Consider the following 24,368-nt stretch of genomic DNA (forward strand, 5'->3'; position numbering starts at 1 on the left):
TAATCCCCAAGACACCGATCTAGGTCTTCGGACGCCTCGGCGCCATCTCGCGAAGCCCGCCATGAAGGCGTAGAAGGTCCTAACCGACAGCCAAGCGCGAGCGGGAATAGGCCAGGTGATGCAGGTGGCGTCAACCGTGGTCAACGACGAGCTGGAGTAAGTGCTCGCGCGGATAAGGCGTGATGAAGTGCCCGGTCTACGATCCGGCCCATCCGCTTCTATCGCTGGACTGTCCCAGCATTTTCGACGGAGACCTTTTCAGCCCCGATCCGCCGCATGCGTTCGGTGCCCCATTTTCCCAATGAGGCCAGGGCCGCGTTGAGCGAGACGCCATGCTCCGTCAAGGAGTACTCGACCTTCGGTGGCACTTCCCGGTATACCTCACGATGCACGAGCCCGTCTGCTTCCATCTCCCGCAGATGTTGAATCAGCATCTTCTCGCTGACGCCCGGCAGACCACGTCGAAGCTCGGCGAACCGGCGGGTCCCATAGTGGTGCAACTCCCAGAGGATCAGGGACTTCCACTTGCCGGCGACTACATCCATCGCCGCGTCGATGCCGCAGAAGTAGGGACCACGTCGTGCTGATGTTGCCATCCGCCCCCTCCAAGACGTACTTACCCGCGAGTGAGTACCTGACTATTTAGTCCGTACTGGTCAACTCTACTGGCAGCGGAGAGGATTCAGCCGAACGACGAACACGAGGGGAACCCCAAAAGATGACAACCAACAACGGCGTTCTGGTGAGTGTGCTCGGGGTGGGGGCAATGGGTAGCGCTCTCGCCGGTGCCCTGGTGAAGGCCGGACACGCGACAACAGTCTGGAACCGCTCACCCGGGAAGGTGGACGAACTCGTGACGCAAGGCGCGCAGGCCGCTGCGACGGCCGGCGACGCAGTCCGGACCAGTCGGTTAGTGATCGCATGCCTGCTGGACCACGCCTCGGTACATGAGGTGTTGGATCCGCTCTCCGATGAGCTGGCTGGACGAACCTTGGTCAACGTAACCACGACGACACCGGCTCAGTCGCGGGAGTTGGCCGCCTGGGCCGCCCATGCGGGGGTCGCGTATCTGGACGGCGGCATCATGGCCGTACCGCACATGATCGGTCAGCCTGCGGCATCGATCCTCTACAGCGGATCGGCCGATGTCTTCAATCAGTACAGGCCGCTGCTCGACCTGTGGGGAACCAGTACCTACTTCGGTGAGGACGGCGGGCTGGCGTCCCTGTACGACCTCGCGCTACTCGCGGGCATGTACGTCATGTTCGCCGGTTTCATGCACGGCGCCGCCATGGTCGCCCCAGCCGGAGTGACGGCGGGCGAGTTCGCGGCCAAGGCCGCACCTTGGCTGACCGCCATGACCGGCTCCTTCCAAGGATTCGCCACCGTCATCGACGGCGGGGACTACACCGTCGAAGGGCAGCAGAGCCTCCAGTTCTCCAACCTCAGTGACCTCCTGACCGCCAGTTCCGACCAGGGCATCAGTACCGAGGTGGTCACCATGGTCCAGCAGCTCATCCAACGCCAGATTGATGCAGGCCATGGAGAGGAAGGCTTCGCCCGAATCATCGAGAGCATCAAGCAACCAGGCTAGGAACTCACGCGGACAAGCGTGGGTCACGGTCGCCTGGTGGGCCGGTCGTCCCAGCGGTAGGTGATCCAGGAGCGGCGGATGAGGCTGCGTAGGCGATGATGACATCGGCTTAGAGGATGTCTCACGTGGTCAGGTTCTGATGCGGCTGATGCTGCACCGTAAGGGTTGATCTGTCGAGTCGGCTCGTTTCGGACGAACTGCGGGAGCTGACCGCTCCGTTGCTGCCGAAGTTCACGTCCCGCCCGCAGGGCGGAGGAACTGCTCCGTTGGGTGAGCGGGCGGTGTTCACGGCCGTGGTGTACGTGCTGACCAGCGGGGCGGGGGTGAGGCCACTGATCCGGAGTCCCTCCCGCGTCTACAGGAAGCAGCCGACTGGCTGCGGGGGCGGCGCTGATCCCGGGTGAGTCCGGACGAGGCGCCGCATTAGAATTGCTCGTCGGTGATACGGGTGCGGGTTCCCGGCTCCGAGTATGTACTGCCGGAAGCGAAGCCCAGATGCTTCTTGCCGCCCACGTATGCGATGTGGAACACATCCGCACCGAGCCCGGTGACCTCGTGCAGCGACCTTGCCAAGAGTACGACGGCCTCCTGACTGGTCCACCCGCATGCCTCCACGTCGAGCCGCAAGGTGTCGGGGTTCATCCGCACACTGGTGACCTCCTCCCCCGCACCCCCCTCGTACTGCTTGTCGGCCGGGGCGTAGTAACGCACGACCTGCCAGTACCCGGCCGCTGTTCCCGCTTTCACCTGCCAGCCAGCGCTCGCGCCCCTGTGCTGGTCGCCCGAGGCGTACGCCATGATCCAGTCGCCGAGCACATCCGTGATCTGCCCGGTATGAGGCCGCAGAAGCCGCGACCCGGCCGCCTCCTGGCGCGCCCGCTGGGCGTCCTTTACCTGCTGCTCCGCGCGTTCGCGGTCCTGCAGCTCCTGCGCCCCGCGGTCGATCGCATCCTGGTGCCGGCGGACCTCGGCGGCGGTCCACTCGGACCTGGGCTTGTGAAAGCCATACCGTGTGCGCGGCACGTCGGGCTCCCTGTCTCCGGACATCGTCGGCCTCCAGCTCCTCGGGCGATGGCTGCTTCGAGTGTCCTCGCAACGAGTACGGCTGGCCATCCGCCCAATTCCGTAGGGGGTGCGTTTCTTGTGGAGGGACCTCGCTGCTGGCGAGCACGGACGCATCGGCCCTTGGAGGCCAGCGTGACCTCGCCTGCCCCGCTTTCTGCAGGTGCGAGGTGATGCCCTGGAGTTAGGGGATGTCTCACGTGGTCATGCGCTAATGCGGCATGATGACGCACCGTGAGGATTGACCTGTCGCGTCGGCTCGTGTCGGACGAACTATGGGAGCTGACTGCTCCGTTGTTGCCGAGGTTCACGTCTCGTCCGCAGGGCGGTGGTACTGCTCCGGTGGATGAGCGGGCAGTGTTCACGGCGATGGTGTACGTGCTGACGAGCGGGTGCGCGTGGCGGTATCTGCCGGAGTCGTTCGGTGTCTCGCTGGCTACCGCGCACCGCCGGTTCACCGCGTGGACCGAGGCGGGGCTGTGGCGGCGGCTGCACCGGTTGGTGCTGGATGAGCTCGGCGCCAGGGGAGAGTTGGACTGGTCGTCCGCGATCGTCGATGCCGCATCGGTGCGGGCGAAAAGGAGGGCTCGCTGACCGGGCCGAATCCGGTCGATCGGGGCAAGAAGGGCAGCAAGCTGCACGTGCTGTCCGAGGCCCAGGGCCTGCCTCTGGTGGTCGCGGTGTCCGGTGCAAATCTGCACGACAGCCAGGCGTTCAAGCCGCTGATCCTCGGTATACCCGCTGTCCGCTCCCGGCGGGGTCCACGCCGGAGACGGCCGGTGAAGATCCGCGCGGACAAAGCGTATTACTCGACCGAACACCTCCGCTGGCTCCGGGGCCGCAACCTCGTCCCACGCATCGCCCGTCCCGGTATCGAGTCCGGCGAACGCCTCGGCCGACACCGCTGGAGGATCGAGCGGTCGATCTCCTGGCTTTTCGGCTACCGCCGCCTCACCGTCCGGTACGAACGAAAGGGCAGCCACTTCCTTGCCTTCCTCGGCCTCGCCGCAGCCCTCACCTGCTACAAGAGACTCACTAAACTCACCACGTGAGACATCCTCTAAGTCGACGAAGGCGTTGATGACGCTGGTGCAGCGTTCTTACACCTCGCTAGAGCCATCCTCATTCCGTCGCTGCTCTCGGTGATAGCGCACATACTCAGGATGCACCTTGTGGGCTCGGTGCCTCTTGAGCCTCTCTCGAAGATTCACGCCGAACAATCCCGAGCGCAGGACGATCGACCAGTCATCCTCTATCGCTATCGCCCCGATGTCGAGAAGTACGTGGCAATTAGGGCAGAGGCACAGAACGTTCGGCTCAACATCAGGTCCACGGTGGGGCTTACCCAGAGGCTTGATGTGAGCACCCTCGCTGTACGGCTTACCGTCCGGCCCGATCAAACGTAGGCCACAGATCTGGCACTCATGATCGTAAAGCTTCTTGATACGCCTGGTCAGCGCACTGTCGCGAACTTGCCTCTGCACCCACGAGGAGCGGATGGCAGGGTACTTCTCGACCTCTTCCTCCTGCTTCTCACCCTTCTCCTTCAACGCGTCAATCGTGCGACGTTCCAGTCCAGTCACTTCCTGCAGAGAATCAGGAAGTCGCTCCAACTCAAACTGGCAGATTTCGATTTCCGAACCGTCCGGCGCGGGTGACTTGGCAATGGCCGTACGACTATCGGCGATCAGATACAGGCCGTCGTACCGGTAGCCTTTTCCGGGAGAGTAACGCTTCTCTCCTTCATAGCCACGAACCACTCGAATGAGGTGACCTCGCTCATAGCTCAACTGCAAAGCGGCATTATCCCGGTACTCCCAGGACTGACTGCGATTGAGCTTCGTGACACCGCGGTCCTCGTACTTCTCTTTATCCGGCGAGGCTCCGGTGTACCGGATTGAGTGCCAGTCATCAGCATCGTCTTCGTAACCACCATTGAGCACGATGCAGTCGGAGACCCAGCTGCCGTCTAGGTCCTTGATTCGAGAGATACCTCGTTGCAGATCCCCGTGGAGCTGGGCATCGAACAGTTCCCTCCGTCCCTGGAAGAAGGACCCGGGTCCAACACCCTCGACGTAACCGATCACACGTTCGTTCCCCATGCGACCACACTCGACCCCAACTGATCACTCATGTCAACTCCATTGAGCAGCCAGTTGATACATCGGCGCATGATGATCGATTGGCGTCATTTCGCCCGTCGATTGTCAGGGCCAGCTGTTACCAGTGCCCGTTGCCACACAGAGTCGGGGAGACAGCGCGAGCTGTCCCTTCGCTGAGTCCTTGAGCCAGTCGCCTGAACCCACCAACCTCACGCGATCCGCATCGATCACGGAGCACCGATGGCACCAGACCGCCCTCGCTGCTCCGCCACAGCTCCCGTGTATGTCTCGCGCGTCAAGTTCTCGGGCTCGATGCCGAATTCAGATAGGACGGAGCGAACGTCGTCCAAAGCCGCGCTCACCCCGCCCTCGTCAACGAGCGTCTCCACCTCAATGAACGTCCCATCAATCTCCGGCACGCGCACAAGGGTGGCGAGCATCCGTCGGCCGCGCGCCTCGAACTCGTAGTTTCGGCAGCGCTTCTCGAATGCGATGACCTCCACGTGTCCGAGGCCTCGGAGGATGGCGTGGGCGGCCTCAGCATCCGCCACCTCGGTCTCGTACTCGGGCTTCGAACCGGATACCTCATCCACCGCGGCGCCTTTGAAGGTGAGCATCGTGCGCGTGCCGTCCTCGCCGTGGATCGTCCGAACTCGCAGCTCCTGATCCGCCTTATCCAGCGAACCGTCCGGCCGGTCGTAGTACGTGTCCCGATACACCTCAACCCGGGCTTCGGCGCGCTCGTCGAGCTGCCGCACTACGGCTTCGGGCGAGTGAACTCGGGCCTTCAACTCCGCCTCGATCACGATTCGTTGCCCTCTCTTGGTCTAGATAGTGCGCTGCGCACCGTCGATGATCGCCTCGAACATCCGGCGGAACCCTCGGAAGAAGGGGCCGTGTGGAGTCTCCATGATCTTGTACGTAGCCGATTCGTGCCCTTCCCACCCAGCGTCGAAGGCGCTGACGAACATGGTGGAGTCCATGCGGATGAGCCGCCAGGTGGGCAGCATGCGGTAGCGCCAGGCCCTGATGTCGCATGAGTCGGCAAGTTCCCGCAGTCGCGCCTCTGCCAGCCGCACGCCGCCGGCGAGAGCATCGGTCGACTCTCCAATCTCGGCGGCGCGTTGATTCAGTGCATCGCTGTCCGGGTCAAGGAGGAGCACCCGTACACGCAGCCCTTTGCCGCCTTGCTCGCGTGGCAAGCAAGCGCGCAGGAGGCTGTCGTTCAAGCCGATCAGGCCGAGACCGCGCACAGCCAGAATGTCCAGTTCCTGGGCTTCACGCGCTTGCTGTTGGATCTCTTCGGCAGCCGAGTTCTGCGCAGCGTAGACCCTGACCACTTCAGGAAAAGCCGCGAGATCGAACGCTGCTCCCCCGAAGCGCTTCTCCCTGCTCGACGCAAGGCCCAGCAGGTGTCGTGCGTCGTCGGGCATACGGAGGCCATCCGCGATGCGCTCGTAGACGTCGAGGCGGGACACTTCTCGACGGCCATTGATGATCTCGTTTACTCGGGCCTGCGTCATCCCGACGGCAGCGGCAATGCGGGACTGGCTGGCACCTGCGTACTGCTGAGTGAACCGAAATACGGCGCCCATGTCCCGTGCGCGCAGGGCCTGCCTGACGTCGGCGCGTTCCCATGCCCAGTCCGGCAGTTCAATCGGCCCGAGCGCCGCAGCCATGGCTCAACCCCCAGTATCCGCAGACGAGATGGATATGTATCCCACGGTGAGATTACCGAGTGGGTATCGAATCAACACCACCCGTCACCCGATGGTGACTGTATGAACACCCTCTCCCCCGGCTGGATGCCCTCCGGTCGCTCAGTTTCGCTTCTCCCCGCGGGCAAGTGGTGGGACGCCGTGAAAGTCCCCCGAGCGGTCGCGCTGGAAGTACTCGGCCAACTCCGCGATATGACAGGGGCGGTCATCGAGGACCCGTGGGCCGACACCTTCTACTGGCTGGTGCCTACAGGGAGAGCCTCCGGGTGGGAGATGCCGGAGACGACACGAATCAGGGTCCTCGGCGATACGGCCCACCTAGTCGTGCCGGGGCCACAGTGCACGACCGGACCTCGCTGGCATATCCCGCCCAGCGATAGCAGTCTCCTGACGGACCCCGAGAAACTGCATGACGCATTGGCCCGCGCGACAGCGGTCGTCTGCCGACAATCTTCCGACGAGGCGTACAGGTCGCTTGTTGCCCACTACAACCTGTGTCACGGCTGCGCTCACAGCAGTGAGACGTGCGCCCGAGGGCGACAGTTGCGCCAGGCATGGGTGGCCGTCCGATGGACGTGATCTGCTTCCGCTGCCAAGGCGTCATCCATCCCGGGGTGCCATACAACAGCCACGTCCATGACAGGGCATCTGGGCCGCCGTACACGACCTACAGCCACCGCGACGCCGAAGATGTGTGCAGGCCCGACGCTGTGCGGGATCCAACCAAGGCCAGCCACTAGCCGGCCCGACACGGCGCCCCTGCGCTTCACCACCGAGGAATTGGCGGCGGCCGGTATCGATCCGACCCGGTTCGGCCAACCCGTCTGACGCTCCCACCCCCTCCCATCCCCTCCCCCCAGTCGGCCCCGGCCAACTCGTCCGTCGGGTCGGGGCCGGCTGTCCTTTGCCCTTCCCCTTTGCCCTTCCCCCCTCTTCGACACCGAACGGGTATGAGTGGTGCACCATCACGGCTATCTCTGGACCGGCCCGAAGGAGCGTTTTGACAACGAAGCTCTACGGCGGCCCCCGCATCCGGAACCGCCCCCGGCCGGAAGCAAACCCGAGCTGATCCGGCGCTATCGGGAGGTGGCGGCGGAGTTCCCGATTACTGATCTTCCGCCTCTGGAAACGGCGTACTGGCTCGTCAAGCAGCGTTCCCTGGTTCGTGGCACGTGGGATCAGGCCAAGGAGGCGGGGGGCTGGCTCGGGGAGCAGCTGGCTGAGTATGCGGCCCGGTTCGCCTCGGAGAGGGCGCGGGATGTCACCCATCTGGCGATTGTGGTCAACTCCGCCGCCGAGAGGCTGGATTCGGGGGGCGATGTCTCGCTCGGCTTCTATCTCGAACGCCCCACGTTTTTGTCGTTGGCGGTGGTGACGTGCTCTCCGAACCGTTCGAAGCCTGAGCTTGGGTGTCCTGTCGAGTACGTCCACTAGACGTTGGCGTCAGCGTTCACGTTCGCGGAGCCCCTCACCCCCGATACCGCTCAGCCACGGCCGCAAAGGCGGCCTTGGGTTCCCAGTCCATGTCGGGGTAGGTCTCGCCCCGCTGCCCTTCGAGGAGTTTGACGATGCCGAGGCCGGCCCGGTCCAAGTCGTCTCTGGGGTCGCCGTCGGGGCGGTGCGGGTAGCCGGGTAGGGCGAACAGGAACACGAAGGCGCTGTCCACGCCCTCGGTCTCGAAGATCTCCAGCAGTTCGCTGAGATAGGCGGCCTGGCCGGCCTCGTCGCGCTCGTATACGCCGTTCAGCCGTACGGGGGCCGCGGTCTTCGGGTCGCGCTCGACCGCTTCCAGGACCCGCCCGCCGCGGTCTCCCGCGCCGCGGTAGGCCGCGGTGCCGAACCCGGTGATGGCGAGCGGCTTCGGGTCCTGGGCCAGGGTGCGGACCGCGTCCCGGAAGCGGTCGGCGACCTCGGCGGAGCGGATCAGCTCGAAGGTCACAAAGTCGAAGGGAGTCCAGTCGACCTGCTCGAACTGGATTGATGCGTAGGTGAGTTGGCCGTGGAAGCGCGCGCGGACCGTGGCCGCGGCGTCGCGGAGGAAGGCGTTGAGGCGCACGACGAGGTCGCGGATCGCTTCGGCCCGTCGCTCGGGTCGGCCCATCAGCTGCTCGACCCGGTCTTCGGCGTTCTCTCCGGGCAGGAACCCGCGGTTCATCACGCTCAGTTCGACCCCTGCGACGAACACGACTGTGGCCCCCTGCTGCCGGAGCCGTTCCGCTCGCTCGGCGCAGTCGCGGAAGAGCGTGAGGATCTGCTCCGGGTCCAGCTCCAGTGGATAGGGCGAGAACCAGACCTCCAGGCCGAGTTCGGCGGCCGCGCGGGCTGCCAGCTCCAGTCGGTCCGGGTCACCGCCGATGATCTGGACCGCGTTGCAGTGCAGGTCGTCGCGGATGATGGCGAGCTCGCGCCGGACCACCGCGGGGTCGAAGTGCTCGCGGGATATCTGGCCGTGCACGACGAATCCGGTGTCGTACGTCATTCCCCTTGCTCGCATGGCAACTCCCTCTCTGCCGGGCCCAGTCGGCCCAGTCGGCTCAGGCCGGTCGAGGTTACAGGAAACATGCGTGCACGCAAATTTGCGTGCACGCATGCATCCATGGGCCCCTGCATGGAACACTGACACCGTGACGACACCACCACCGGGACTGCGGGAGCGTAAGAAGCAGGCCACGCGCGAGGCGCTACGTGAGGCTGCCCTGCGTCTGGCCGTGGAGCGCGGGCCGGATCAGGTGCGGGTCGAGGACATCGCCGAGGCGGCCGGGGTCTCGCCGCGCACCTACAACAACTACTTCGCCAGCCGCGAGCAGGCGATCGTCGCCGCTGTCACCGCGGACCGGGAGGCGCGTATCGCGGCGGCGGTCGCGGACCGGCCCGCAGAAGTGCGCCTGGCCGACGCCATCACCGAAGCGGTGGTCGAGCAGTACACGAACACCGGTGAGCGCGAGCAAGAGGCGCTGTTGCTGATCATCACGCGGACCGCGCTGCGCGACGCGTTCCTCGACACCACCGCCGGCATCGAGCCCCCTCTCACCGCGGTGATCGCCGAACGCCTGGGGGACGGTGACGCCGGAGCGCACACAGCGCGCGTTCTCGCGGCGAGCGTGGCCGCGGCGGTCCGCATCGCGTTGGAAGGCTGGCTCCGGCCGGACGGGAGCGCAGGGGCTGCGAATGCAGCGGGCGGACTGGTCGTACCCACCGGTTCACTGCCCGACCAGCTCCGCGCGGCGCTGACCCCGCTCGCGCCCGCGTTCGACGCCGCCGAACGACGCACCCGGCCGTGAAGCCGACCGTCGGGATTCCAATCACCGACGTTGACAAACGCCCCTCCCTCAACCCCCGGTCAGAGCAGCTCCACCCGCTGTTTCCACATCACATCGCTCACCGCACGCGTCAGTTCCGGCCGCACCAGCACCTCCGTACTGTCCACGAACTGGTCCACCGCCCCGACCGCCGGCAGTTCACGGAGCGCGGGATCGGCGATGCGGCGGGTCAGGGCCTCGGCGAAGCGTTCGGCGTGCAGGACGCTGAACGGTCTGGAGTGGTACGGGCGGGTGGCCGGGTCGACGCGGTGGGTCAGATCGAGCTGGTTGTGGATGTCGCCGGCTATCTCGTAGCCGCGCGAGAGGTGGCGTTCGCGGGTGTGCCAGTCGGTGGCCGCGAGGGCGGCGGTGAGGACGGGGGTGAGGTGGGGGGCCGCGTGGGTGCGGGCGAACGCGCTGCCGAGCCATTTGCCGTACGGCGGGTAGCGGCGGTCCATGAGGAGGCACAGCCGCATCAGGTCGCGGACGAGGCGGGCGGTGACCACGGCGGAGCCGAGTTCGTCGCCGACTTCGCCGCAGCGGCCGACGAAGGCCTCCTCCTGGGAGATGCGCTGCCATTGGCAGGCCAGGACGTGGAGCCAGACGTCGCGCGGGTACCAGCGCAAGGTGTGGCGCAGGGGGCCGAGTTCATGGAGGCCGTCGTGGAATACGGCGCCGGCGGTGACCTCGGCGAGTAGCTGGGTGGGGGTGGCCAGCCAGTCCGCCGTGGTGACGCCCTGTGCCGGGTCGAAGCCGAGGACGTCGGTGAACCAGGCGGCGCGGTGGGTGACTTCGATGCGGTGGTGAACCGGTCCGTCGGTGGCCTGCATGACCCGGATGTCACCGTCGCCGGTGGGTGCGAAGTGCGTCGGGTAGCCCGCGAAGGTCTTCGGGAGGTGTTCGGCGAGGAGATGTCTGATGCGGCCGCCATAACGGGAGACATCCCGGCGACGGAGGAAGAGTTGCAGGCGGGGGCCCCATTCGTGGTCGGTCGAGCGGGGGGTGTCGTAGCCGAGGACCTCGGAACCGCTGCCGAGACGGGCGGCGGAGTGCGGGATCCCTGGGGCGGCTTCCTCCAGGAGAGGACGTACGGCATCTATGTAGAACCGGCGGGAGAGTTCAAGGCCCGGTATGAAAGGTGGCATATTCGTGAAGCTCATGCCTGAGACCCTTCCCAAAATCCACATGATCGCGCGAGCGACTTTCACGCCGTTGTCCGTCCCCCGGTGGCGCGAGAGCGCGAAGCCGACTGGTACGGCTGCCAGTTGAGCCCCGGACCACTGAGGGGTATGAGGAGAGCGTCTGCCTCAGGACGCCGAATCCGCGCTGTCGCCGCGACGCAGCGCGCGGGCGCACCAGCCGATGATCGTGGCGTTGACCAGCGCCCCGAACACGACGGCGACGACGAACATCGCGACGTGGTCCGGCAACGCCAGGAGCACAAGGCTGGCCGGGGCGGTGGCGAGCAGCGGGATGACACCCGCCATGGACTCGTCCGAGCTGTCGCCGACGCTCACCACTACGGCCCACACGAGCAGGACGGCGCAGAGCGCGAGGTAGACGCGGGCGACGACGTTGCCGAGAGCGTGGCGCAGACTGCGGGGAAAGGATCGGCCGGAACCGGTCACGGTGGTGAACTCCTCGGTCGGTGGGGTTTTGGGGCGTGCCCGTGAAGGGCGGAGCGTTGGCCAGGGCTAGCGGGCCAGCGGGCCAGCGGCGGTAGCCGGTGGTCGTCAGAGGTGGGTGCCGGGCGGGTTGGGGCGGGCGAGGCCGAGGTCGTACGCGAGGATCGTCGCCTGTACGCGGTCACGCAGGCCGAGTTTGCGCAGCAGGGCGTTCACATGGGACTTCACGGTGCCCACGGTGATGCCGAGTTCCTCGGCGATCTCCGCGTTGTTGAGGCCGGACGCGAGCAGGCTCAGGACGTTGCGCTGGCTGCCGGTCAGGCTCTCCAGCTCACGCGGACCGCCCTCGGACCGGAATCCGGTGCCGACCCCGGTCGCGTAGTGACCGATGAGCCAACGGGTCGCGGACGGGGCGAGCACGCTCTCCCCGGCGGCCACCACCCGGATGCCGTGCAGCAGTTCAGCGGCGTGTACGTCCTTGAGCAGGAATCCGGAGGCTCCGGCGCGCAGCGCGTCGAAGACGTACGCGTCGAGGTCGAAGGTGGTCAGGACGAGGACGCGGGGTGCGTTCTCCCTGCCCGTGATGATGCGGGTGGCGGCGATGCCGTCCAGCTCGGGCATCCGTACGTCCATGACGACCACGTCGGGTGCCAGCTCCTCGGCGAGACGCACCGCTGCGACACCGTCGGCGGCCTCACCGACGACCGTCATGTCCTCCTCGGCGTCGATCACCGCGGCGAATCCGGCCCGTACGACACCCTGGTCGTCGACGACCAGCACACTGAGGCTCATCGTTCCCTCACCTCGTCTGCGTGATCTACCTGCTCCGCCTGATCTGCCTGATCTGCCTCCTGCTGAACCGGCGTGAGTGGCAGTCGGAGGACGACCGTACCCGGCGGGCCGGTGGTCAGCGTGCCGCCGAGGACCGCGACCCGGGCCGCCAGCCGCTCCCGTACGGCGGGACCGGCGGCGTCGGGCACGCCGGTGGCCGTGAGCGTCAACGTATCGTCGTCCGCGTCGAGTTCGAGTACGGCGGGCTGCTCGCCGCCGGTCGCGAGCACCGTTTCGGCGGCATGGTAGGCGGCCAGGTCCACCTCGGTGGGCAGCCGTTCCGGTACGCGGCCGGTCAGGCGGATCTCGACGGATCGGCCGGTGGCGCGGCACTGATGGGCGAGCAGGTCGAGCGCCTGGAGGGTGGGCTGCGGCCGCAGTTCGGGCCCCGTCTCACCCTCACCCACACCCTCGCCGTCCCGGACCGTGTCGAGCAGGGCGCGCATCGCGGCCAGGGCCTCGCGGGCGCGCTCGGCGGTCGCGTCGAGGCGGCCCGCCTGCGCCTGCTCGACCATGTCGGCGGTACGCGCCAGCACGGTGGTCTCCAACCCCGCGGCGATCCGGCGGCGCTCGGCCCAGGCGTCCCGGACGGCCTCCTCGGTCCATGTGGCGAGACGTTCTTCCTGCCTGCCCCGGTCAACCCGGTCCCGCCGCCCACGCAGGGCCCCGCCCCACCGAGCCGCGCCGACCACCAGCGACACCCCGGCCGCCGCCGACACGACGACCGCCCAGACGGGAACCGTCGTACCCCGGTCCAGTACGGCGCCGATCACTGCGGCCGCGTGCACCACCACGGCCGCGATCACGGCGACGGGGAGGAACGGGCGGGGCATGCGTGGACGGTCACCGGCCGGGGTCGAGCCGGCGGCCGTACGGGCAGCGTCCGCGGCGAGTGCCGTGCAGGTGGCGAGCATGCTCAGCGCGGGCGGCAGGACGACCGGACCGGTGTACTCGCCGGTGGCCATCGCCACCGGCCAGAGCAGAGCGAGGCCGATCAGGACGCCGTACGAGACACGGGGCGTCCGGCGCAGCCACAGCAGCGCGACCGCCTGGGCCGCGGCCAGCAACGCGAAGAGCACGCCCGCGGACACCTGCGTACCGTCGTTCGACGTCGTCTCCGGCCGGATGACCAGTACGGGGAGCAGCGGCTGAAGCACGAGGCCGACGGCGGCCGTCACCTGCGCCAGGCGATAGGTGCGCGGCACGGACCGCTCCGGCGGGGCGGCGGTGCGGCCGGGCAGAACCGCGCGCACCTCCCAACCGCCGTCCGGCGTCGGGCCGGTGTGCAGGGTGCCGCCCGCCTCGCGGGCCCGGGACCGCAGGAAGCCCTGACCGCGTCCGCCGCCCAGTCCCGCGCCGTGCGCCGCCGCACCGGCCGGCGGAGCGGCGCTGGTGACCACGACGTCCGTGCGGGTGTCGCCGTACCGGCACAGCACCGTCGTATGCGCACCGGGGGCGTGCCGCGCCACGTTGGTCAGCGCCTCGCGCACGATGCCGTACGCGGCGTCCGCGACGGCGCCGTCCGGTAGCGGATCGATGTCGCAGTCGACCGGCTGGCCCAGTCGGCGGAAGCCCTCGACCAGACCCCGCAACCGCTCCTGGGGCGACGGCAGTTCGTCCCGCGAGGGCGCCGGCGCCCGTACGGCGCCGAGCGCCCGGGTGACCTCGCGGCCGGTCTCGACCGCGAACCGGAGTGCCTCGCCCTCCAGTTCGGGACGACGGTCACGCAGTCCGAGCGCCGCCCCGGCGGTGACCACCACGGCCGTCAGATGGTGGGCGCTGACGTCGTGCAACTCCCTTTCCATACGGCGTCGTTCGGTCGCCGGGAGCCGGTGGCGCTCCGCCTCGGCCCGCTTCAGCTGCCGTTCGGCCGTGCGCCGCGCGCGGCGGGTCCGCCGTACGAGGAGACCCGCGCCGCACGCTACGGCGTACAGGACGGCGGTCAGGACCAGGTCGAGGCCGTTCCGGTCGCTGAGTCCGTGCAGGCTGATGCCTTGCAGGAGTTGCCAGACGGCGAGCGCCAGGACGCACAACACGGCGGTGAAGGTGTCGCGTTCGGTCGCCACGGTGAACAGGGCCAGCGCGACACCCGCGGTCCCGAGTACCGCCAACGCCCCGGTGGGCAGCGGTCCGGCGCCGAGCGCACAGGCGGCGGCGATCAGGATGAGGGTGGCCACCGGGCGACTGCGCCGGAGGGCGAGTGCGGCCGTCACCGGTCCGGCGACCAGGACGGCCACGAGAAGGTCGGGCGCGGACGGCACCGCCCCACGCGTCAGCTCCGCGCCGGGCCACACGAGGGCCTGGGCGCAGATCAGCAGGACCGGGAGCAGCCGGTCGTCGGTTCGATTCATGACGGATCAAGGCTAGGTCCGCGAGTGAGCGGCCCGGCTCCGGCTGAAGGGGGATGTCGTCCTCGTACCTGGGTTATAGAGGCGCCGGCGGCGCGGCGCGGGGTGGAGGCTCCGGGGCGTTCTCTACCTCCGGTTCAACGCGGCATTCGTCCCGCAGCGTGAGGACCGGGCCCTGCCCCCGACCCTAGGCTCGATCACATCGAGAACGCGGTCGACCAGCGGTTCTTCACCGCATTCCGCGTTCCACTTCAACGAACAACGAACAACGAACATCGACCAACGACCAACGACCAACGAACTCAGGGGGACCTCCCATGTCCAAGCACATCCTCGTCTCGTCGCTCATCGGTATCGCCGTCGTCGGCGGAATCGCCGCCGGCGGTCTCGCCGTGGCCTCGGCCTCTGCCTCCGCCCCCGCGACGCCGGCCCTGGAGAACAGCTCGGTCCGCTACGTCGCTCCGTCCGACGGCAAGGCGGGCTCGCTCACCTTCACCGCGGACGTCAGTGACGACTCCGGCATCCGCGGGCTCAAGGTCATCGCATGGCCCGCGAGCTCGAAGCTCGACCCGACCGAGGCGGAACTTCGGCACGTGGACAGCGCCAAGTGCGAGCGCACCTCGGACGAGACCTCCCGCTGCACCTACGCACTGAAGGTCACCAAGAAGGAGGCCGCCGAGCTGGACCAGGGCACCTGGCACATCTCGGCGCTGGCGACGGCCAAGGACGGGAACACGACACTCGTGCCGCGCGCAGCCAGCTTCGACATCACACGCTGACCCACGACCGCGGTCGTAGGGTTGGGCCCTGTGCAGCGACTGGCCCTCTTCGACCTGGACAACACCCTCGTCGACCGGCAGCTCGCGTTCCACGCGTGGGCGGTGGAGTTCGCGGACGCGCATGGGCTGGCGGACGAGGCGGCGGGCTGGCTGGTCGCCGCGGACGGACAGGGGCTGCGACCCCGCGGCCAGTTCTTTCGTGAGGTCCGGGAGCGTTACCGGCTGCCCGAATCCAGTGAGGAGTTGTGGGCAGCATTCCGCTCCCGGATGCCGGAACTGGTCCGGTGCGATCCCCAAGTGCTCGACGGGCTGTCGCAGTTGCGGGAATCCGGGTGGCGCGTGGGCATCGTCAGCAACGGGATGGCCGACACTCAGCTCGCGAAGATCCGCCGTACCGGGCTGAGTGAACGAGTGGACGGCTGTTGCGTCTCCGGGGAGGTCGGCATCCGCAAGCCGGACGTGCGGATCTTCCGGCTGGCCGCGGCCCGTTGCGGTCTGGGTCTGGCGCGCGGCGGCTGGATGGTGGGCGACAGTCCCGGGCACGACATCGCGGGCGGCCGGGCCGCCGGCCTGCGGACGGTGTGGGTCGATCGCCACGGCAAGTGGGCGCATGGGGAGACTGGGCCCGATCTCTCGGCTACGGACGCGCCGACCGCGATCAGCCTGCTGCTCACGTCGGATTGACCTCCGTACGCACGTCGGCCCCCACCGCCGTGACCGGGCGGTGGGGGCCGACGCGGCGCTCAGGCCCCGTTTCCTGAGCGGGTTGTGGTGGGCCCTCGTCCCGGGGGCTCACCACTCACGGTGGTTCAGGTGATGGTGATGGTGATGGTGACGCAAGCACTCGTCCGAAGGGTTCGGTGGGCGGAAGCGGCCCGTCAAGCCGGCCGAGCGTTTGCCTTCTGCCGCATCGGATGCCACTCCTGTGTCACTCCTGCCGCATCGGCTGCCTCTCGGGCCGCTTCCATCTCTCTGTCGCCACCGGACACGGAAGGGTTGCCGCAAGTACGGAATTCTTCTGCGCCGATCACTCAGGCCGGACGGTCGCCCGCCACAACTCCCCCGCTTCACCCGCCACTCCCGGCGCGGCCAGCAGCAACGGCTCGTCGTAAGCAGGGAGTTGAGGCAGCGCCACCGCTCCCGCCTCCGTGGCGATCAGAAGGGCCGGGAGTCCGTCCACGGGGTGGAACTCGCCGATCGCGGTGGCCGAGGCACGGCCCGCGGCGACCTGGGCCAGAGAGAGGGCCGTGGAGCCCATGACACGGACCGTGCAGTGGCGGGCGGAGAGTTCGGCGAGCAGATGGTCCATGCCGGGCCAGTGCGCGTGGGCCGCCCATTCGGTGAAGAAGACATGGCCGGTGAGGGTGGTGTGGTCGGCGGCGTGGGTGGGGGCGCCGTTCAGGTGGGCGCCCCTGCCCCGGATCGCCGTGAAGACCTCGCCGCGCCAGGGGTCGGCGACGACTCCCAGCAGCGGCGTGCCGTCGGAGGCGGCCAGGCCCAGCGAGAAGGAGCACCAGCCGATGCCGTGCGCATAGTTCGTCGTACCGTCGACCGGGTCGATCACCCAGTGCGGGGCGTCCGGCGCGCCCTCGTGGACGCCGTGCTCCTCGCCTTCGATGCCGTAGGAGGGGAACTTCGAGCGCAGGAGCGATCGTACGTACGTCTCGATCGCCTCGTCCGTGTCCGTGACGATGTCGGCGGGGCTCGCCTTCTCCCGCACCGGACCGTCCGCCGCGCCACGCGGCCGGCGGATCACCTCCGACGCCCACTCGGCCAGCCGGGTCGCGACGGTCAGGGCGCGGTCGAGGTCATCACTCACGGTTCGCTCGCAGTTCGTCGTGTACGTCTTCATGTGCGTCTTCGTGTACGTCTTCGTGTACGTCTTCGTGTACGGCCGTCCCGGCATCGGCGGCGAAGAAGGAACTCACCGCCGTGTGCAGGCGTTCCGGCTGGTCCAGATGTACGTCGTGGGCCGCGGCCGGGATCACTTCGAGGGTCGTACGGGTGGGGCGGCGGGCCCGCATCTCCGTGTGGTCGCGCTCGGGCATCGTGCCGTCCGCTCCGCGGATCACGAGCGCCGGGCAGGTGATCCTGGTCCAGTCGTCCCAGTGGTCGTGGGTGGCCAGCTCCGTCACCGCCGCGATCATTGTGTCCCGATCGACCCTCGGGTACCAGCCGTCCTCCCGTTCCTCCAGGTTCGCCGCCCACGCCTCATGGCCGAAGAAGGCCCGGGCCGCGGCCGGGGAACGGAAGGGGGTGGGCCAGCTGTCCAACCACGCCGCGATGTGGGAGGGCGGGTCCGGGGTGGGTACGCCCGGGCCCGCCTCGATGAGGGTCAGGGACGTCACGAGGGTGGGGTGCGCGGCGGCCAGCAGCATGGCCGTGTGGCCGCCCAGGGACTGGCCGATCAGGGCCACGGGGGCCAGGGAGAGTTCCTCGATCAGGGCCACGGCGTCCGCGACGCAGGCCTCCCGGCTCACCGTCGGCGGTCGGCGGGTGCTGGCGCCGTGGCCCCGGGCGTCGTACGTCACCACCCGGCGGCCGTCGTCCAGCAGCCGTCGCACCAGGTCGTCCCACTCGCCCATGTGCCCCGCCAGCCCATGCAGGAGCAGCACGGGGTCCGGACACCGCGGGGTGGGCGGCGGCCTGTGGTCGCGGTAGGCGATACGGGTGCCGTCCGGGGTGGTGAGCGTCTTCAAATGCGTTCCTGTCAGGTGGATGGTCCGGGTGGGCCACCCTCGCCCCTTGACAGCCCCCGACTCAGGTTCGCGGGCGCACGCAGCGGGCGGGTTAGCCTCGGGGCGTATCGGTCTTGAACGGCGGATCGAGCGGCAGCAGGAGGCAGGCATGGCGAAGGTTCCCAGTGCGTTGGTCGCCGCGAGCGGGCTCGTCGGCGGGTACGGCGTGGCGCGGTGGACCAGGAAGCGGGAGCTCGGCGGTGCCGTGCTGGCCGTCGCCGGAGCCGCGGCGGCGCTCCAGTGGCGGCAGCAGGCCGGCGGGAAGGCCGCCGGCGCGCTGACCGCCACCTATGTCGCCGCCTTCGCCGGTTCCCACCCGCTGGCGAAGAAGGTGGGCGCCTGGCCTGCCGTCTTCGGGGTCGCGGGGGTCGTGGCTCTGGCGTCGTGGGCGGTCGCGGACCGACGCGGCTGACCACGGACCGGGGCCGGTCGTGCCCGTGCTCAGGCCGGCGGGGTGAGCCGGTAGAGGGCCGAGCCGTGGGCCGGCAGGTCGACGTGGAGGCTGTGGCCGTCATGGGCGAGGTCGGTGTGGGTCCACAGCTCCCGGATGTGGTCGCCGGGCCGGGCGCCCATGGAGCCGAGGGGCACGGTGACCTTCTCCGGGCTGTCCGCCAGTGAGAACACGGCCGCATAGCGCATACGTCCGTCGCTGTCGCCGGCCGTCCACAGCACAAGCGCGTCCTCCCGGAGCACCTCGCGGCTGTCCGTGCCGTGCCACAGGACGTCGAGCGCCTCGTCGTTCGTGAGCAGTTCGATGGTCTCGGCCGGGCTGCTCGGCAGATCGCCGCCCATCATCAGCGGGGAACGGGAGATCAGCCACAGGCTCAGCAGACTGATCTGCTCGTCGCGGGTGAGGAGACACAGCCGGTCCTCTCCCCGCTCGGCCCGGATGCCGATGTGGCCGAGCGGCAGCATGTCGGCGTCGGCCCAGCCGCGCTCGCCCTGCCAGGGTGCCCAGCGGGCCATACGGCCGAACTGCGCCTCGACGTCCTCCCACCGGTCCCACAGGTCGTCGCAGACACGCCACATCGTGGCCGAGTCGCGCAGGTGGTCGAGGTGGGCGACGGAGACGTCCGTGCCGGGTGACAGGCTCAGCTCGATGGAACGGCCGCTGCGGGCGATGGCCTCGGCGTAGGCGGAGATCTCCCGCTCGTGGTAGGGGAAGAGCATGTCGTCGGCCTTGATGAAGTCGACGCCCCAGCGGGCGAATTGGGCGACCTGCGCGTCGTAGTACGCCTGGGCGCCCGGGTGGTCGTGGTTCAGCCCGTAGTTGTCGGAGTTCCACGGGCAGACGGAGCCGGTGTCGGCGATCTCGTCCGCAGTGAAGTCGGTGCCCGCTACCCGCAATCGGCCGACGACGGCACGGCGCGGGATGCCGCGCATGATGTGCAGGCCGAAACGCAGGCCCAGTCGGTGCACGCGGTCGGCCAGCGGGCCGAATCCTGCGCCGTCCGCCGCGGACGGGAACCGGTTCGGCGCGGGCAGTTGACGGCCGTGGGCGTCGAGGACGAGTGGGGCGTCGGGGTTGTAGCCATGGGCGCGGGCAGTTGGGTCGTACCACTGGATGTCCACCACCACGGTGTCCCACCCAAACGGCAGCAGATGCTCGCGCATGAACTCGGCGTTGGCGAGGACCTCGTCCTCGGTGACGGTGGTGCCGTAGCAGTCCCAGCTGTTCCAGCCCATCGGGGGCCGCAGCGCGCGGTCAGGGATCGGACGTGTCGATCGGGTCATGGTGAACGGCTCCTGGGCGAGTACGAAGGACGCTGCTGACTACGGCTGGGCGACGGCGCGATGGCTGAGCACATTCACCACCTGCCCTCTCGGATCCCGGACGAAGAAGCGCCGTACGCCCCACTCCTCGTCCCGCAGTTCTCGTACGATCTCCGCGCCCGAGGCGTTCACCTGCGCGTACACCGAGTCGACGTCCTCGACCTCGACGCTCAGGTCGGGGACGACGGGCCCGGTGCGCTCCTCGGTGAAGAAGCTGATCTGGGCACTGGGGTTGGCAGGGGAGGCAAGGGTACGGACCCACCCCATGTTCATGACTTCCTCGAAGCCCAGCAGGCCGTAGAAGTCGGAGCACGACGTCATCGACTCCTCCGACTCGACCTGAACGTTGGGAACAATCCTGCGAATGGTCATGACCCCATGGTCGCAACCACCACTGACAACGCACCCCGCCACTCCACAGACTCCGTTTTTTGTTATCGGCGCCCACTCCCGCCCGTCTCCTCACCGTCCCCGCCCACAGGCACGCGCCCTTCGACCCCGAGGAACGAAGCACGTGACACGAGAGATCAGCCGCCGGAGCATGCTCAAGGCCACGGCTTCCACGGCCGTCGCAGCCGGAGTCGTCAGCACAGTCGCACCGCCGGCGACGGCCGCCGGCAGTACCTTCGCGCACCCCGGCCTCCTGCACACCCGTACCGACCTCGCCCGTATGGCGGCCAAGGTGAAGGCGGGCGCCGCTCCCTACACCACCGGCTTCGCCAAGCTGAGCGCCAACTCCCATGCACAGAGCGGCTGGACGGCCCGCCCGCAGACCACCGTGGTCCGGGGAGGATCCGGCCAGAACTACGTGACCCTCTACAACGACATCCATGCCGCCTACCAGAACGCCCTGCGCGGACACGTCAGCGGCGACAGCGCGCACCTCGATACCGCCGTGGCGATCCTGAACGCCTGGTCGGCCGAGCTCACCACCCTCGCGGGGAACGCCGACCGTTTCCTCGCCGCCGGTCTGTACGGCTACCAGTTCGCCAACGCCGCCGAGTTGGTCCGCGACCACCCCGACTTCGAGCTCGACCGCTTCCAGGAGATGCTGGCCACGGTCTTCGCACCGCTCAGCGACAGCTTCCTGGTCAAGCACAACGACGCCGTCGTCACCAACTACTGGACGAACTGGGACCTCACCGCCATGTGCTGCGTCCTGGCCACCGGCCTCTTCTGCGACGACAAGGCCCAGGTCGCCCGCGCCGTCGACTACTTCAAGCACGGCGAGGGGCTCGGCTCCATCAAGAAGGCCATCCCCGTCCTCCACGACGACGGCCTCGGGGAGTGGCTGGAGGCCGGTCGCGACCAGGGGCACGCGCTCCTCGGCGTCGGCCTGATGGGTACGTTCTGCGAGATGGCGTGGAACCAGGGCATCGACCTGTACGGCTACGACGACAGCCGGTTCCTCAAAGGCGCCCAGTACGTCGCCAAGTGGAGCATGGGCGGTGACGTCTCGTACACCGCCAACACCCGTGCGAAGGGCGCGATCAACGGCTGGTCCGGCCAGGAGACCGCCACCGACGCCGCGGCCGTCGACCCGGCGATGACGCGCCCCATCTGGGCGATGATCGCCAACCACTACACCAAGCGGCGGGGCCTGTCCGCGTCCTACCTCACCCAGATCGCCGCGAAGTCCTCGCCGGAGGGCGGAGGCGGGGACTACGGCCCCAACAGCGGCGGCTACGACCAACTCGGCTTCGGCACGCTGGCATTCACGCGGGACAAGTCCAAGAACACAACGGCATCACCAGCCCCGTCCCCATCGGCCGCGACCCCACCCCCAACCACCGGGTCGGCCCCTCTCCCGCAGGGAACGGCGTCCACACCGGCCGCCGCCTCCGACGGAAACCTGGCAGCCACGGGCTCCAACGACCTGCTCGGCTGGACGGCAGCCGCCGGCATCACAGCCATCACCGGCGGAGTCCTGTTCCTACGCCGACGTGACCGTATGCGCCAGCAGAACCAATAACCACCCGGCGTGGGGGCTGGGGCAGAGCGGGTCGCGCAACCCGGCGCTACCGGGGCACCGCCTGCGCCCACCCGTGCCGCCCTAGGCGGCACGAATGCCCGCAGCTGGGCGGGAGGGTGGCCGCAGCGGGGCCGGGCGGGGTTACCCGCAGCTGAGGGGGACCGGCGCCCGCAGATTGGTGGCGGGGCCGACTGCCCACCGCCACCTGGGCGGCTGCCCCCAGCTGGGCTGAGTCGCTGGCGTGTGGGGTATCGCTCGTGCGCCCCCGCGCAGCCGCACCCTCGTACGGCGGTGAGGGGACGTGGTGGGGGTGTCCGCCCGCAGTGGTTGGCGCGTCAACGCGGGTGAGTTGGTGAGAGACCGATTTCGCGCCGTTCCGAGGACGGACACCCCCACCACGGCCCCGACCCACCACCCACCCGCAGGCAGGCCGGCAGGCAGGCAGGCAGCACTCTCACCGCAGCAGCACACCTTCCCCCAGCTCCTCCCCCTCCCGCCGAAACGCCCGCCCCACCGTCGCCGCGACCAACACCCCCGCCGCGATCACCAGACTGAAGAAGGCCCAGGCCAAAGGCCATGCGCCCGCGAAACCGTCAGGCGGCCCGGGGTGGGTGCGCAGGGAGACGTACATCAGGGCAATGGCCGGCCCGGCCACCAGCACAAGCGGCCAGGCCAGGTCGTCACGGTGGCCGAAATACGCCGCCAACAGGAGCAGGGCGACGGCCAGCAGAACCACGCCCACACCCGTCACCGGCGTCGTCTCATGCATGGAGCCCGGGCTCTGGACGCGATTACGCAGATCCCAGGGTATGCAGACCAGATACGCCGCCCCCGCGAGGACGGCGCCGAGCACGCGAGTCAGCCAGCGTTCCGGCCACGCGCGCATCCGCAGAGGACTCAGCAGCTTCTCGGTCTTTTCGGTCATACATGCGAGGGTTCCCCCGCAACCAGAAGCCCGACAGAGTACGCGTACTCAGACGCACACCCTCACCCCTACCTAGGCACCCAGCACCCGCGTCACCGTATAGATCAGCAACCCCACCAGCGACCCCACCACCGTGCCGTTGATCCGGATGAACTGAAGGTCGCGCCCGATATGCGCCTCGATCTTCCGCGTCGTGTGCTCGGCGTCCCACCCGGCGACGGTGTCGGTGATCAGAGAGGTGATCTCCTTGCGATACGTGGAAACGACATAAACAGCAGCCCCCTCCACCCAACTGTCGACCTTGCCCTGCAACCGAGGATCGTCAGCCATACGCGCCCCCAACGACAGCAGCGAGGCCCGCACCCGAAGCCGCAGCTCACTGCGCTCGTCCTCAGCGGCCGAGACGATCATCGAACGCACGGCGGTCCAGGCGGACGCGATGAGATCCTGCACCTCACCCCGCCCCAGCACCTCCCCCTTCAGCCGCTCGACACGCGCACGCGTGTCGGTGTCGGACTGCAGGTCGGACGCGAAGTCGGTGAGGAACCGGTCGAGCGCACCCCGCGCCGGATGGGACGGCATGTCCCGCATCTCGGTCACAAACCGCAGCAGCTCCTTGTAGACCCGCTCCCCGACCTTCTTGTCGACGAACCGCGGCGTCCACCCAGGAGCCCCACCCTGCACGGCATCCATGACCTGCTCGTCATGGAGCACGAGCCAGTCGTGCGCACGGGCGACGACAAGATCGACGACCCGCTTGTGACCGCCGTCGGCGACGACCTTCTCCAGCATTTTGCCGATTCCGGGCGCGATCTCCTGGGCGTCGGCCCGCCGCGTGATCGCCTCCCCGACCACGGCCTGCACATCGGAGTCCCGCAGCACGGTCAGCGCACCCCGAAGGGCGGCGGACAACTCGGCGGTCACGCGATCGGCATGGTCCGGCTCCGCGAGCCACGCACCCAGCCGGCTGCCGATACCGACGGCACGCAGCCGCTGCCGTACGACGTCTTCGGAGAGGAAGTTCTCGCCGACGAACTCACCCAGGGAGACGCCCAGCTGATCCTTCTTGGTCGGGATGATCGCGGTGTGCGGGATGGGCAGCCCGAGCGGATGCCGGAAGAGGGCGGTCACGGCGAACCAGTCGGCCATCGCACCGACCATGCCCGCTTCGGCGGCCGCGGCGACATAGCCCGCCCAGGGGCCGGCCCCCGAGTTGTCCGCCCACTTGGCCAGGACGTACACCAGCGCCACGAAGAGCAACAGCCCGGTCGCGGTGAGCTTCATCCGGCGCACTCCGCGCTGCTTCTCCAAGTCGGCGGCGCTGAAGGTCGTCATCGCACGTGCGGCCGCACCGGGGACGCCCCGGTTACCGGCCGCCCCCGAGCGGGCATGCTGCTCTACGTCAGCCGCATCCGTTTCACCCGGTTCATCAGGTTTGGTACGTTCCATCCGCTCCACCCGTTCGCGCCCCCTCGTCCTACCCATTGTCCCTTCCTGACCGACTCCCGGAACGGAACAAGAGTTCCCGGAGTCCTACCGGACGAAGGAACCTCAGGGAGAAATCAGGGCCACGCAGTGGGGGGCCTGTTCAACTACCCCCCT

The 24,368-nt window shown here is 68.4% G+C and carries 24 protein-coding genes and 2 pseudogenes; 9 read left to right on the forward strand and 17 right to left on the reverse strand.

Annotation, left to right across the window (positions count from 1 at the left end; genetic code table 11):
- Positions 1–218: 218 nt before the first annotated feature.
- On the reverse strand, positions 219–596 hold the full coding sequence (locus ACIHFB_RS39380) for a winged helix-turn-helix transcriptional regulator (RefSeq protein WP_400129415.1): 378 nt from the start codon (positions 594–596) through the stop codon (positions 219–221).
- Between the two features lie 122 nt (positions 597–718).
- Between ACIHFB_RS39380 and ACIHFB_RS39385 the strand changes: the two genes are divergently transcribed.
- Positions 719–1,594 carry an NAD(P)-dependent oxidoreductase gene (locus ACIHFB_RS39385; RefSeq protein WP_400129416.1) on the forward strand — a complete coding sequence of 292 codons (876 nt, stop codon included), beginning with the start codon at positions 719–721 and terminating at the stop codon, positions 1,592–1,594.
- 23 nt (positions 1,595–1,617) lie between these two features.
- Here ACIHFB_RS39385 and ACIHFB_RS39390 read toward each other — a convergent pair.
- Positions 1,618–1,713: pseudogene (locus ACIHFB_RS39390) on the reverse strand (IS5/IS1182 family transposase); the annotation flags it as partial.
- A gap of 304 nt (positions 1,714–2,017) precedes the next feature.
- A complete protein-coding gene (locus ACIHFB_RS39395) occupies positions 2,018–2,617 on the reverse strand; it encodes a hypothetical protein (protein ID WP_400129417.1) in 600 nt (199 codons plus the stop codon).
- A 273-nt stretch (positions 2,618–2,890) separates the two neighbouring features.
- Between ACIHFB_RS39395 and ACIHFB_RS39400 the strand changes: the two genes are divergently transcribed.
- Positions 2,891–3,708 (forward strand): IS5 family transposase gene (locus ACIHFB_RS39400; RefSeq protein ID WP_400129418.1). Its coding sequence is split into 2 segments (ribosomal slippage): positions 2,891–3,238 and positions 3,241–3,708, totalling 816 coding nucleotides; the frame shifts between segments, so codons are not numbered across the junction.
- Positions 3,709–3,756: 48 nt separating this feature from the next.
- Here the strand turns inward: ACIHFB_RS39400 and ACIHFB_RS39405 are convergent.
- The 3 genes from ACIHFB_RS39405 to ACIHFB_RS39415 form a co-directional block, all read right to left on the reverse strand.
- The gene (locus ACIHFB_RS39405) at positions 3,757–4,758 is read right to left on the reverse strand and encodes a YDG/SRA domain-containing protein (protein WP_400129419.1); all 1,002 of its coding nucleotides are present in this window, start codon (positions 4,756–4,758) and stop codon (positions 3,757–3,759) included.
- Positions 4,759–4,985: 227 nt separating this feature from the next.
- Positions 4,986–5,564 (reverse strand): class IV adenylate cyclase, encoded by a 579-nt coding sequence (gene cyaB, locus ACIHFB_RS39410; RefSeq protein WP_400129420.1) that lies wholly within the window; start codon positions 5,562–5,564, stop codon positions 4,986–4,988.
- Between the two features lie 21 nt (positions 5,565–5,585).
- On the reverse strand, positions 5,586–6,437 hold the full coding sequence (locus ACIHFB_RS39415; RefSeq protein WP_400129421.1) for a helix-turn-helix domain-containing protein: 852 nt from the start codon (positions 6,435–6,437) through the stop codon (positions 5,586–5,588).
- A 774-nt stretch (positions 6,438–7,211) separates the two neighbouring features.
- On the opposite strand from ACIHFB_RS39415, the pseudogene ACIHFB_RS39420 reads away from it, so the two are divergent.
- Both ACIHFB_RS39420 and ACIHFB_RS39425 read left to right on the forward strand, forming a co-directional pair.
- Positions 7,212–7,304: pseudogene (locus ACIHFB_RS39420) on the forward strand (DUF397 domain-containing protein); the annotation flags it as partial.
- Between the two features lie 129 nt (positions 7,305–7,433).
- Positions 7,434–7,910, forward strand: coding sequence for a hypothetical protein (locus ACIHFB_RS39425; RefSeq protein WP_400129482.1), 477 nt, complete (start codon positions 7,434–7,436; stop codon positions 7,908–7,910).
- A 34-nt stretch (positions 7,911–7,944) separates the two neighbouring features.
- Here ACIHFB_RS39425 and ACIHFB_RS39430 read toward each other — a convergent pair whose 3' ends face one another.
- Positions 7,945–8,955 carry a hypothetical protein gene (locus ACIHFB_RS39430; RefSeq protein WP_400129483.1) on the reverse strand — a complete coding sequence of 337 codons (1,011 nt, stop codon included), beginning with the start codon at positions 8,953–8,955 and terminating at the stop codon, positions 7,945–7,947.
- A gap of 145 nt (positions 8,956–9,100) precedes the next feature.
- Here ACIHFB_RS39430 and ACIHFB_RS39435 point away from each other — a divergent pair, with 145 nt between their 5' ends.
- A complete protein-coding gene (locus ACIHFB_RS39435) occupies positions 9,101–9,757 on the forward strand; it encodes a TetR/AcrR family transcriptional regulator (protein ID WP_400129422.1) in 657 nt (218 codons plus the stop codon).
- Positions 9,758–9,816: 59 nt separating this feature from the next.
- On the opposite strand, the gene ACIHFB_RS39440 is transcribed toward ACIHFB_RS39435, so the two are convergent.
- The 4 genes from ACIHFB_RS39440 to ACIHFB_RS39455 form a co-directional block, all read right to left on the reverse strand.
- Positions 9,817–10,935: a DUF4037 domain-containing protein gene (locus ACIHFB_RS39440; protein WP_365283258.1), complete on the reverse strand. Its 1,119-nt coding sequence runs from the start codon at positions 10,933–10,935 to the stop codon at positions 9,817–9,819.
- Positions 10,936–11,082: 147 nt separating this feature from the next.
- Positions 11,083–11,403 (reverse strand): SCO4225 family membrane protein, encoded by a 321-nt coding sequence (locus ACIHFB_RS39445; RefSeq protein WP_365283260.1) that lies wholly within the window; start codon positions 11,401–11,403, stop codon positions 11,083–11,085.
- Between the two features lie 105 nt (positions 11,404–11,508).
- A complete protein-coding gene (locus ACIHFB_RS39450; protein ID WP_400129423.1) occupies positions 11,509–12,192 on the reverse strand; it encodes a response regulator in 684 nt (227 codons plus the stop codon).
- Positions 12,189–14,582 carry a histidine kinase gene (locus tag ACIHFB_RS39455; RefSeq protein ID WP_400129424.1) on the reverse strand — a complete coding sequence of 798 codons (2,394 nt, stop codon included), beginning with the start codon at positions 14,580–14,582 and terminating at the stop codon, positions 12,189–12,191. The genes ACIHFB_RS39450 and ACIHFB_RS39455 overlap by 4 nt, the downstream gene beginning before the upstream one ends.
- 314 nt (positions 14,583–14,896) lie before the next feature.
- Between ACIHFB_RS39455 and ACIHFB_RS39460 the strand changes: the two genes are divergently transcribed.
- A complete protein-coding gene (locus ACIHFB_RS39460; protein WP_400129425.1) occupies positions 14,897–15,358 on the forward strand; it encodes a DUF5707 domain-containing protein in 462 nt (153 codons plus the stop codon).
- A gap of 30 nt (positions 15,359–15,388) precedes the next feature.
- On the forward strand, positions 15,389–16,042 hold the full coding sequence (locus ACIHFB_RS39465; RefSeq protein WP_400129426.1) for an HAD family hydrolase: 654 nt from the start codon (positions 15,389–15,391) through the stop codon (positions 16,040–16,042).
- A gap of 343 nt (positions 16,043–16,385) precedes the next feature.
- Here the strand turns inward: ACIHFB_RS39465 and ACIHFB_RS39470 are convergent, their stop codons facing one another.
- Complete coding sequence (locus tag ACIHFB_RS39470; RefSeq protein WP_400129427.1) at positions 16,386–17,210, reverse strand: inositol monophosphatase family protein; 825 nt, start codon at positions 17,208–17,210, stop codon at positions 16,386–16,388.
- On the reverse strand, positions 17,170–18,057 hold the full coding sequence (locus ACIHFB_RS39475; protein WP_400129428.1) for an alpha/beta fold hydrolase: 888 nt from the start codon (positions 18,055–18,057) through the stop codon (positions 17,170–17,172). Before ACIHFB_RS39475 ends, ACIHFB_RS39470 begins: the two co-directional genes overlap by 41 nt.
- 148 nt (positions 18,058–18,205) lie before the next feature.
- Here ACIHFB_RS39475 and ACIHFB_RS39480 point away from each other — a divergent pair, with 148 nt between their 5' ends.
- Positions 18,206–18,508, forward strand: coding sequence for a hypothetical protein (locus ACIHFB_RS39480; protein WP_400129429.1), 303 nt, complete (start codon positions 18,206–18,208; stop codon positions 18,506–18,508).
- 29 nt (positions 18,509–18,537) lie between these two features.
- On the opposite strand, the gene ACIHFB_RS39485 is transcribed toward ACIHFB_RS39480, so the two are convergent.
- On the reverse strand, positions 18,538–19,830 hold the full coding sequence (locus ACIHFB_RS39485) for a glycoside hydrolase family 27 protein (protein WP_400129430.1): 1,293 nt from the start codon (positions 19,828–19,830) through the stop codon (positions 18,538–18,540).
- Positions 19,831–19,869: 39 nt separating this feature from the next.
- Positions 19,870–20,241, reverse strand: a complete 372-nt coding sequence (locus ACIHFB_RS39490; protein WP_365283276.1) for a VOC family protein — start codon at positions 20,239–20,241, stop codon at positions 19,870–19,872.
- Between the two features lie 169 nt (positions 20,242–20,410).
- Here ACIHFB_RS39490 and ACIHFB_RS39495 point away from each other — a divergent pair, with 169 nt between their 5' ends.
- Positions 20,411–21,841, forward strand: coding sequence for an alginate lyase family protein (locus tag ACIHFB_RS39495; protein ID WP_400129484.1), 1,431 nt, complete (start codon positions 20,411–20,413; stop codon positions 21,839–21,841).
- 454 nt (positions 21,842–22,295) lie between these two features.
- On the opposite strand, the gene ACIHFB_RS39500 is transcribed toward ACIHFB_RS39495, so the two are convergent.
- Together ACIHFB_RS39500 and ACIHFB_RS39505 are read right to left on the reverse strand one after the other, a co-directional pair.
- Positions 22,296–22,766 carry a hypothetical protein gene (locus ACIHFB_RS39500; RefSeq protein WP_365283278.1) on the reverse strand — a complete coding sequence of 157 codons (471 nt, stop codon included), beginning with the start codon at positions 22,764–22,766 and terminating at the stop codon, positions 22,296–22,298.
- A gap of 72 nt (positions 22,767–22,838) precedes the next feature.
- Entirely contained in the window at positions 22,839–24,251 is a 1,413-nt protein-coding gene (locus ACIHFB_RS39505) for a DUF445 domain-containing protein (RefSeq protein ID WP_365283280.1), read from the reverse strand.
- Positions 24,252–24,368: the final 117 nt, after the last annotated feature.

Origin of the sequence: Streptomyces sp. NPDC051963 (assembly GCF_044593495.1) — a bacterium.
In the GTDB taxonomy this organism is placed as follows: Bacteria; Actinomycetota; Actinomycetes; order Streptomycetales; family Streptomycetaceae; genus Streptomyces.